Raw genomic sequence first — 8,820 nt, 5'->3', positions numbered from 1 at the left:
AAGGTCAACAGCCCCTAATATTAACAACTATAAGGTGCAGGTTTTATTCCCGATGTGAGTTCACTTTAATCATAAACTTCATCAATTCCTTCAAGCTTTACCCAATCATGACAGCGGTCTTGATAAACCACCACATTAGGCACTGCAAGCTGGGATTTATGCACCGTATCATCGGCAAAATTGCCTAATGGAATAGCAACCACATCTTGCATAACATCCATGGTGAACCATAGATTTCCGCCGCAATGGGGGCAAAACTCAAAAGTGATCGTCGCGCCATCATCACCAACACGTTGATAATGATGACTGACACCAGCAAAAGAGACTTGGCTTAATGGATAGCGAGCTTGCACACCAAAAGCGCTGCCAGTGCGTTTTTGGCAGGCATTACAATGGCACACGGAAACCCGAATGGGATCACCGCTTACAGATAGGGATAATTGGCCACAATTGCAGCTGGCTGTTTGCATCACTCTACTCCTTGAGTTGCGACTTGAATCTGATTGAAATAAAACGTTAAGCTAACGACTTTTTAAGCCGCTGCATACCCTCGTCAATACTGACTATCGCGCTGTAGCCTAAATCTGACTTAGCGGCGCTGATATCAAAATAATGACTCGTTGAAAGCTGCCGTGCAACAAAGCGAGTCATGATGGGCTCTTCTGTCTTACCTATTAGGCCGTATATCGATTCAAGCAACGCGCCCACGGCATAAGCCAGCGAAGTAGGCACTCGCTTATTAACAGCTGGCAAGTTTTTGCAATCGAGAATTTTATTGAGCATGGCCGCCATAGTTATAGGCTGATCATTACTCAGATAATAAGCTTTACCTGCACACAGAGCTTGTACTGCGTGCGCACTGGCCACGCATAATTTCTCAGCAGCTAAAATATGGGCATAAGCGGCATTATCCACATAAATGGTATCAACCAATTTATCTTGCTTACCCACAAGCTTTAAGCGCCCCGCTTTGGCTCGCTCAAGCACCCGCGGCACCAAATGTGGATCGCCCGGTCCCCAGATAAGATGTGGCCTTAACGATACCGTTTGCAGCTTAGCACCAGCAACAGTGTCATCGCCATTGGCATTTATCATCATCTTTTCGGCAACCGCTTTTGATTCACCGTAAAAATTGAGGTACTTATCAGCATAAGGCGCAGACTCATCGCAGCCATTTTCATCAACACCAGCAAAGGTAACACTTGGGGTGCTGGTATAAATAAGCTTGCTGATATTCGATTTTTTACAGGCGTTGATGATGTACTGAGCCCCATCAACATTAGGTGAATAATAGCTTTGTTTACTGCCCCAAACCCCGGCTTTAGACGCAACATGGAATACAATGTCACAACCATGCATGGCAGCCAACACAGCAGACTCATCTGCAAGATCGCCCTTGACCATCGTCACTCCCATCGCAGTGAGCTGCGGGTAATCACCGCGAGCAAAACCTGTGACCTTGATGCCGACAGCGAGCAAACGTTCACAAATGGCTTTACCTAAAAAGCCACCTGCGCCGGTGACAAATGCATGGGATATATGCGGCTTTAAATGGGTAAGTGCAATTTGCTCGGCTTGAGCAAAATCACTTAAAACAGGAGTATTGGCGTTATTGTCAGACACAATCATCTATTCCTTGATCTGTTTCTGGGCCCAAACCGCCAATTTTTCTCTAAATATTTTAGCGTTGTGGCGAATATCAACCGGGAAATCGGCATGGATAAGAAAACGTTCTATCCCTTGGGTGTGGCTATGTTGCTCTGCCAATTGTCTAAGCTCAGCATAAAGTACCGCTGAATTGGCGCACGCCAAGGACTGATTCAATTCAATACAAATTAAAGGCGTTATTTTACCTGCAACAGTCACCCCCACTAGCGCACTACGTTGAATATCAGGGTGAGTATTAAAAATACGCTCAGTTGGAATAGAGTAGTAACGTTGTAATTTGTCGCCAGCGGTTTTTGCATCAACTCGGTGCGCCTTACGGCCACACATCCATAACAATCCATTGTCGTCCAGATACCCTAGATCGCCCATACGGTGACGAACATTATCGCCATCGATGATTTTGGCGGCCTGAGTGGCACTCTCTCGTTGATAATATGCCCGGCTCACCATGGGGCCTTTTACCACTATTTCACCGATTTGATTGGCCGCAAGCGTTAGCTCATCATGCCACTGGTTAATCGGACTTTCATCAATATCAATAATAGTAATATCAACCCCAGCAATGGGGCTACCCACACAGATCCCACCACCATTGTCAGTGACATCGGTCGTCTCAAAGAGCGCCTTGCTGCCAATTTTACTTAACGGCAGCGATTCTGTCGCACCATAAGAGTTAAGCACTTCAACATCGTGATTAAGCATGCTGCTAAAACGTTTTATTGATGAAATAGTGGCAGGAGCACCTGCAGAAATAACCCGTTTAATGCTGCCTAATTGATGATGAGTCAGACTTCCTGCTTGCCCTAAACGCTCTATCAGCGCGGGGTTCACAAACATATTGCTGCACTGATACTTATCAATGGCAGCAAAGATAAAATCAGGGTTCGCGGTTATCGGCTTACTGGCATCCATATCAGGCACGATAGAAGCCATGCCAAGGGCTGGACCGAATAACGAGAATAACGGGAACGTGGCTAAATCACGCTCACCCGATTTAATGGCATAGTCATGTTTGAGTGCGCTAATTTGCGCTTCAAACATCTTATGAGAGTAGACCACGCCTTTTGGGGTGCCAGTACTACCGCTGGTAAACAAAATTGCCGCCATCGCATCTTCTGCCAACCATTGCAGCTCAAAAGGTTGAGTATGGCTTACTTGCTTGACGATGTGCTCAAGGCTAACCGCACCGGTGAAAGCATTAACGACTTTGCTCCCGCCTACAGTGATCAAATGTTTAACGCTGCCCTTTCCCCAGCCAAACAGGCGTCTGGCAATATGGGCTTTGGGTATGCCGACAAAGACATCAGGTTGGGCTTCAATAAAACATTGTTTGAGGTTTTTAACCCCCATACCAGGGTCAACCAAGATAGGAACAATGCCAGCTTTAAACAGCGCGAAAGTTAAACTGAAGAAGTCGATGCTCGGTGTAACCATCAACACCGCTTTCATACCGGGCTTTAACCCAAACTGAATAAGCGCCGCCGCAATGTGGTCACTTTTTGCATTAAGCGTTTGAAAGTCCATCTCTTCATAACTTAAGTTCGCAACGGACTGGCCATGAGAATGTTGCACCGCAACCGCGAGAGAGTCGGGAATATTGTTAGCAGCATTAACCAAGTGACGACAAAGGTTAGCCCCTGACTGCTGGCTCTCAAGCGATGTGTTCATCGTTTTTTATGCCACCGAGTCTTGGGCAACTTCAATGCTATTTTCATCGATAAAGGTTGTTACATGACCGATAACTTCATCTGCTGCATCTTCTAAAATGTAATGGCCACAGTCTGCAAATTCATGCACGGTTGCATGGGGCATTCTCTGTTTCCACTCATCAAGGAAGTGCTTATCAAATACAAAATCTTGTAGCCCCCAACAGATGACCGTTGGCACCTTAGCAAATTTATCTAAACTTGCAGCAATCTCAGACACCATTTCGTAGTTACGGTCACCCGGCTTTAACGGGATATCCTGTACAAAGCGTAACGTAGAGATACGATTAGCCCACGAGTTAAACGGCGCGACATAGGCTTGTCGAATATCTTTATGCATAGGCTTACGCTTAACGCCAACATAGGATGCTGCTGATGAGAACGCGTTAAAACCACGCACTAAGCAAGTGCCAAGTAACGTATTGCGGCAAATTGATAATGCCCATGGAAAAGGCTTAGAGGCTGGAAGGTGGAACGCGCCAGTGTTTAAAATCACCAAACGCTTGATGCGCTCAGGATAACGGGCCGCATAACCCATACCAATCATTCCACCCCAATCGTGAACCACCAGCGTGATATTATCTTTTACATCAAGATGCTCAAGCAGCGCTTCAAGGTCGTCAATACGACTCTTAAGGGTATAATCATAGCCGCTGTCATCTGGCTTATCAGATAAGCCACAACCAATGTGATCAGGGACGATACACTGATGCTTGTCGCTCAATGCACTAATAAGATTTCGGTAGTAGAACGACCAACTTGGATTGCCGTGAACCATGACGACAGGATCACCCGATCCTTCGTTGACGTATTGCAGCTTATTGCCGTTTCTATCTAAATAATTACGTTTAAATGGGTGCAGAGTGTCTAACATGACGCTTCCTATAATTCTTTACTGAGCTTATCTATGAAGGGCTGACTAGCAGTGTTTAACTGCTAGTGTATTCAATTACCACTTAAGCCCTAGCATCATGCAGTTTAAGCCACTGCCTATGCCTAAAAAGCTCACTTGGTCGCCCGTTTTCAAGAAACCTTGATCGTGCGCCATCGCTGCGGTAACAGGCAAAGAAACCGTGCCCATATTGCCCAGTAGTTTGTAGGTAGGAAACTCTTTCTCTTCTGGAATATTGAGCGCTTCAAGTACATTACGGCGATTCGATGAGCCCACTTGGTGGCAAATCACTTTATCGACTTGCTCTACTAACCAGTCACGCTGATCTAAAAAGTGCGTCCAAGTGTGGCGTGCAAGTTCAACACCTTCTTTAAGCAACGCTACGCCATTGGTACGCATAAATTCACGGTACAATTGCGGGCCCGCTTCTTCGAGCCCCCACTGACATAAATCGTAATGCTGCGGTGCAGACAAATGACTTGCGCCTAACAACTGATGCTGACGAGCGCCTTTTAAACCTAAGCTACCATCTGTCAGTAACACAGCGACAGCGCCTGAACCACCGGTTAGCGTGGCCAGTGACTGCGCAAAATTCTGCATAGTTGGCTCAGCCAGCATTTTGTCGATAGTAATATCAACAATATGACGAGCCGATTCACAAGAGACCACTAAGCCCGCTTTGATCTGCCCCAGCTCGATACGGTTAGCAATATCAAGAATACCTGACAGCACGCCTAGACAAGCATTACTGATATCGTAAATGGCGGTGTCTTTGGAAACGCCCAATTCAGCGGCAATCCGACATGCGGTTGCAGGTTCATGTTGATCACGACAAACACCAGTGTAAACCACTGCGCCTAAATCGCTGATCTGAACATCAGTTTCATTAATTGCCTTATGCGCCGCCGCCAAAGCTCCATCAGAAAGTCGATGCCCTTTTGGCCACCAGCGTCTTTCATGGATCCCTGTCAATGTAGCAAGTTGCCCCATCGGGATACGAAACTTTTTGTATAACGGCGCTAAACGAGATTCAAGCTCCGAAGTCGAAACAACTTCAGGCGCTAATTCGTAGGCCATGCTATTGATAAAAACGCGGGAATATTTCATGGAACTTAATTTAATCGCTCACTGCATTGGTTGAGTTTCAACCAACATAGATAATTATTTATTATTAACCAGCCATTTGAGCAAGAAAAAGCCGATGATTCAATAAAAAACCTCATATCTGAGACCTTTTAATGCGCTATATCATCGGCTTTTCTATAAAAATGGCACTACTTTTACACTTAATTCAATCACAGCAGACTTAATTACAACTTAATAAACAAATTGTTACGCACTTATTAAATTACAAATCTACGATTTTTCTATTTAAATGCGCTAATTAGCGCATTTCGAGGGCTAACACTGTTTGCACAAAATTCACTCAGTTCAACTCGATAGCCACTCTCTTCAAGATAGCAAACGCGGTCAAGTAACAACCACTTTTCGAGTACAGCTCGAAACAGATGCGCCACTAAATCTATACGGCGAGTGAGTCGCTGTCGCTCATATCCCAATGCTTGGTAATGTGCCCAATCTATCGACTCATTTAAAACCACTTGTTTGCTCGCAGCAGCCCATCGACAAAAAGCCTCAAAAGAGCCATTTAACTGACTAAGCTTTATCGACGGGACAGGCAGATACTCATCCACTTGGCGCATTTCTCGCTGTAATGAATCAAAAGCTAATCGCCAAGCGATCTCTTGTAAGCGGTACTGTTTGTGCTTCTCACTCGCAATGGTGCTTTGCTGCAGTGGTAACTGCAGATCGGCACGGCTCAATTTAAGGTCACTCTCTTTAGCGACGCTAGACAATGGTTGATAAGACTTAGCCTTAATAAGGTGATAGCAACACGGTGATATCACTAACTGCTTAGTCCCAGCTTGTTTAGCGTGTTTAAGTAAGGTGATGTGCAGATCGCCACACGCATGTAACGCCACTGCAAGTTGTTCTTTTTTAAGCTGCTGCTGCGCATCAAAGGCATCAGCACAGATAAAACGTTGTGGCAGCTGCCACTTATCGGCAAACTGCTGGCCGGCATCGCACAAGTTCTGTTGCCATTCTAAGCTGGTAACAGTGCGTTTATTTAACTTGGCTATTAAGCGGCCTAAATGCCCTTTACCGGCACACCACTCAAGCACTGGTAGGTTACTTGCGGGGATCTTCGCCGAAAATGCGGTTATTTGCTGCCACTTCCGGCCTTTAATATGCGCGCTGAAGTGTGCCATATCTTCAAAATCAAGCAAAGATTCTGTGGCAGTTGCGGTATCAATTGATGTATCAACCGTCTTTTCTGCTGTTGAAACTGGGCTTGGCACCAAAAAACTTAAGTTCCAATCCAAACCCGCAGCCATCAAATCATCACGCAGCGATGGCAAAAGCAACTCATTAAGGCGCGACTGACAAGTATCTATTTCATCAAGTTCAGTGTCTGCTAACTGCCACACCGCCTCAGCAAGTGTCGGAAAAGCCTCTGCCCAAGGTAGTTGTGCACACTCAAAACTACGATTCTGCCACAGCGGACGACTGGCATAGAGTAAGCGATCAAGTTGCTTCAATTGAGCGGCAAAGCTGAGTGTGTGACTATTATTTTGCGGCATATTCAATAATGGTTAATTCAACGCTGAAAAGTGGAATACTGATACTCCATTAAAGAGTACTTCAATACTCACCGCTTCTATACTTGCTAGTATATAGCTTAGTACTAAAGACAATAAAAGGAGACACTGACAGTGTCTCCTTTTGATTAATGACGTTAGTTTACCACAGCTAGACGCTCGGTTTTAGAACCTGCTTCTCACTGCTTCTAATTTGCATGCGCTTACCCAGCCACACTCCGAGTCCTAGCGGCGCGAAAAATACCACCAGCAAGAACAGTACAAAATAGAGAATTAAGCTTTTCAAGATTTTAGTGAGCTCTTCAAACACGACTTTAACGGTTTGCTCCGAGATTGCTTCTAAGTCAACTGCGGCAGCAGCTCTTTCTCTGGCAACCATAGTTTCAAGTGCAACCCGCTCATTTCTAACCATCAATTCCAATGCTTGTCGCTCGACTGAAAGCTGACTAAGCTTATCATCAGTAGACTCACTTAATTGCTCAAGCAGTGGTGTAAGCTCTCGGCGCAGATCAACTGCCAATGTTTGCAACATTTCAGGGCTTTGCGCCATCAACTGCTGAAACTTAGCCGACGTATTACTAATACTCATCAAGGTAGCTTGCACCTCTTCAGCATTAATATTGGAGTGCAAAGCATATAGTTCCGCTTTCCATCCTAGCATTTTTGGCATCTGTTCAGCGAGCATTGCCATTCTGTCTGAAATATCACTCATCACCTCAGGCACGGTACCAAACGTGGTAACCGCATCAAACTCATTGCTCTCATTATATTCAAGCCAATCAGTAAAAGCTGATTGGCGAGTAAATGACATATCTTTGATAGGATATTTGGCTACATACTGTTTTACGAAAGCTTGATTCTTTTTGAAATTGCTAGCATCAAAGTTTTTAATTGTTCGCTCAAACTGATTTCTCAAGCTACTGCTGACATCAACAGCCGCTTGTTGCTTCTCGCCGAATACATTTTTACCGGCTCCCGCTTCAAAAAACTGCGCCATCTGTTCGGTGAATACCCATGTATCAACCATCGCCGCAGTCGGTGATGCTTGAAAGATGGTATGTTGCAAATTTTGCTCTGCATTAATTTTCCACATCAAGGAGTTTGATTTGATGGGAATGCTATCGCTATTTCGCTCTATCATATCAGCCGCACTCTCTACTTGGCTGTAAAAAGCAGTACTAAAATCACGGCTAAACACCCGCATATTTAATTGCTCTTTTGGCAGAGGCACAATACCACTCTCAAGCTTTACCTCTAATAACGAACAGCCTGCCACTAACACGCCAATAACACTAACAAAGCAAAATCGACATATCGCTCTCATAAAGCCTCCAAAAAATTGCAAACACTGAAAATTAGACTTAAAGAGTGATTTTCGCGGAGACTACCACTGGTTAAGCTTAAACACTACTGGCAAAGCTGAGCGTTCATAAACTCAATAGGATCACTCATACCTAGTCAGTTATTACTAGATTATAAGTCATAGATCTAACCACTCACTTGTAACTCAATTCTAGCTAACTTACACTTCGACGCAAATTCGAACAGGTGCACAATAATATGCAATCTCCCTGCGTCGCTCGCTGTGGGCTAAATGAAGATGATTACTGTATGGGATGCTATCGCCACATTGACGAAATTGTCGGTTGGGGTAGTGCCACTGAAGAGATAAAAGCACAAATCTGGTCCAAGCTTGAACAGCGTAAAGCTGACATGGTCGATGGTGAGAATTGCGCTATTTTAAGCCGTGCCAAATGGTTAGAAGCTGAGGCTAGAATAGCCGACACTGACAACAGCTCAACATAAAACAAAAAAGCCGCGTTAAGCGGCTTTTTTATATTTTATGACTTTATAATAAAGTCGATTATACCAATCGCATTAAAAGTTTGACCAT

At 44.8% G+C, this 8,820-nt stretch carries 8 protein-coding genes; 1 reads left to right on the top strand and 7 read right to left on the bottom strand.

Going from position 1 to position 8,820, the window contains the following annotated elements:
- Positions 1–65: 65 nt before the first annotated feature.
- The 7 genes from AB4238_RS11195 to AB4238_RS11165 form a co-directional block, all read right to left on the bottom strand.
- Positions 66–470: a GFA family protein gene (locus AB4238_RS11195; RefSeq protein WP_372033519.1), complete on the bottom strand. Its 405-nt coding sequence runs from the start codon at positions 468–470 to the stop codon at positions 66–68.
- Positions 471–516: 46 nt separating this feature from the next.
- Positions 517–1,623, bottom strand: a complete 1,107-nt coding sequence (gene oleD / locus AB4238_RS11190; RefSeq protein ID WP_372033518.1) for a 2-alkyl-3-oxoalkanoate reductase — start codon at positions 1,621–1,623, stop codon at positions 517–519.
- A gap of 6 nt (positions 1,624–1,629) precedes the next feature.
- Positions 1,630–3,336 carry an olefin beta-lactone synthetase gene (gene oleC, locus AB4238_RS11185; protein ID WP_372033517.1) on the bottom strand — a complete coding sequence of 569 codons (1,707 nt, stop codon included), beginning with the start codon at positions 3,334–3,336 and terminating at the stop codon, positions 1,630–1,632.
- Between the two features lie 6 nt (positions 3,337–3,342).
- On the bottom strand, positions 3,343–4,248 hold the full coding sequence (locus tag AB4238_RS11180) for an alpha/beta fold hydrolase (protein ID WP_372033516.1): 906 nt from the start codon (positions 4,246–4,248) through the stop codon (positions 3,343–3,345).
- A gap of 75 nt (positions 4,249–4,323) precedes the next feature.
- Positions 4,324–5,373, bottom strand: a complete 1,050-nt coding sequence (locus tag AB4238_RS11175) for a 3-oxoacyl-ACP synthase III (RefSeq protein WP_248973741.1) — start codon at positions 5,371–5,373, stop codon at positions 4,324–4,326.
- A gap of 260 nt (positions 5,374–5,633) precedes the next feature.
- Entirely contained in the window at positions 5,634–6,908 is a 1,275-nt protein-coding gene (locus AB4238_RS11170) for a methyltransferase (protein ID WP_372033515.1), read from the bottom strand.
- Between the two features lie 169 nt (positions 6,909–7,077).
- Positions 7,078–8,250 (bottom strand): chemotaxis protein, encoded by a 1,173-nt coding sequence (locus tag AB4238_RS11165; protein ID WP_372033514.1) that lies wholly within the window; start codon positions 8,248–8,250, stop codon positions 7,078–7,080.
- Between the two features lie 236 nt (positions 8,251–8,486).
- On the opposite strand from AB4238_RS11165, the gene AB4238_RS11160 reads away from it, so the two are divergent.
- Positions 8,487–8,732 carry a DUF1289 domain-containing protein gene (locus AB4238_RS11160; RefSeq protein ID WP_372033513.1) on the top strand — a complete coding sequence of 82 codons (246 nt, stop codon included), beginning with the start codon at positions 8,487–8,489 and terminating at the stop codon, positions 8,730–8,732.
- Positions 8,733–8,820 lie beyond the last annotated feature (88 nt).

Source organism: Shewanella sp. 10N.286.45.A1 (assembly GCF_041470405.1).
Classification (GTDB): domain Bacteria; phylum Pseudomonadota; class Gammaproteobacteria; order Enterobacterales; family Shewanellaceae; genus Shewanella.
Note: the sequence above shows the minus strand (reverse complement) of the source record. Positions and strands in the feature narration are given on the sequence as shown.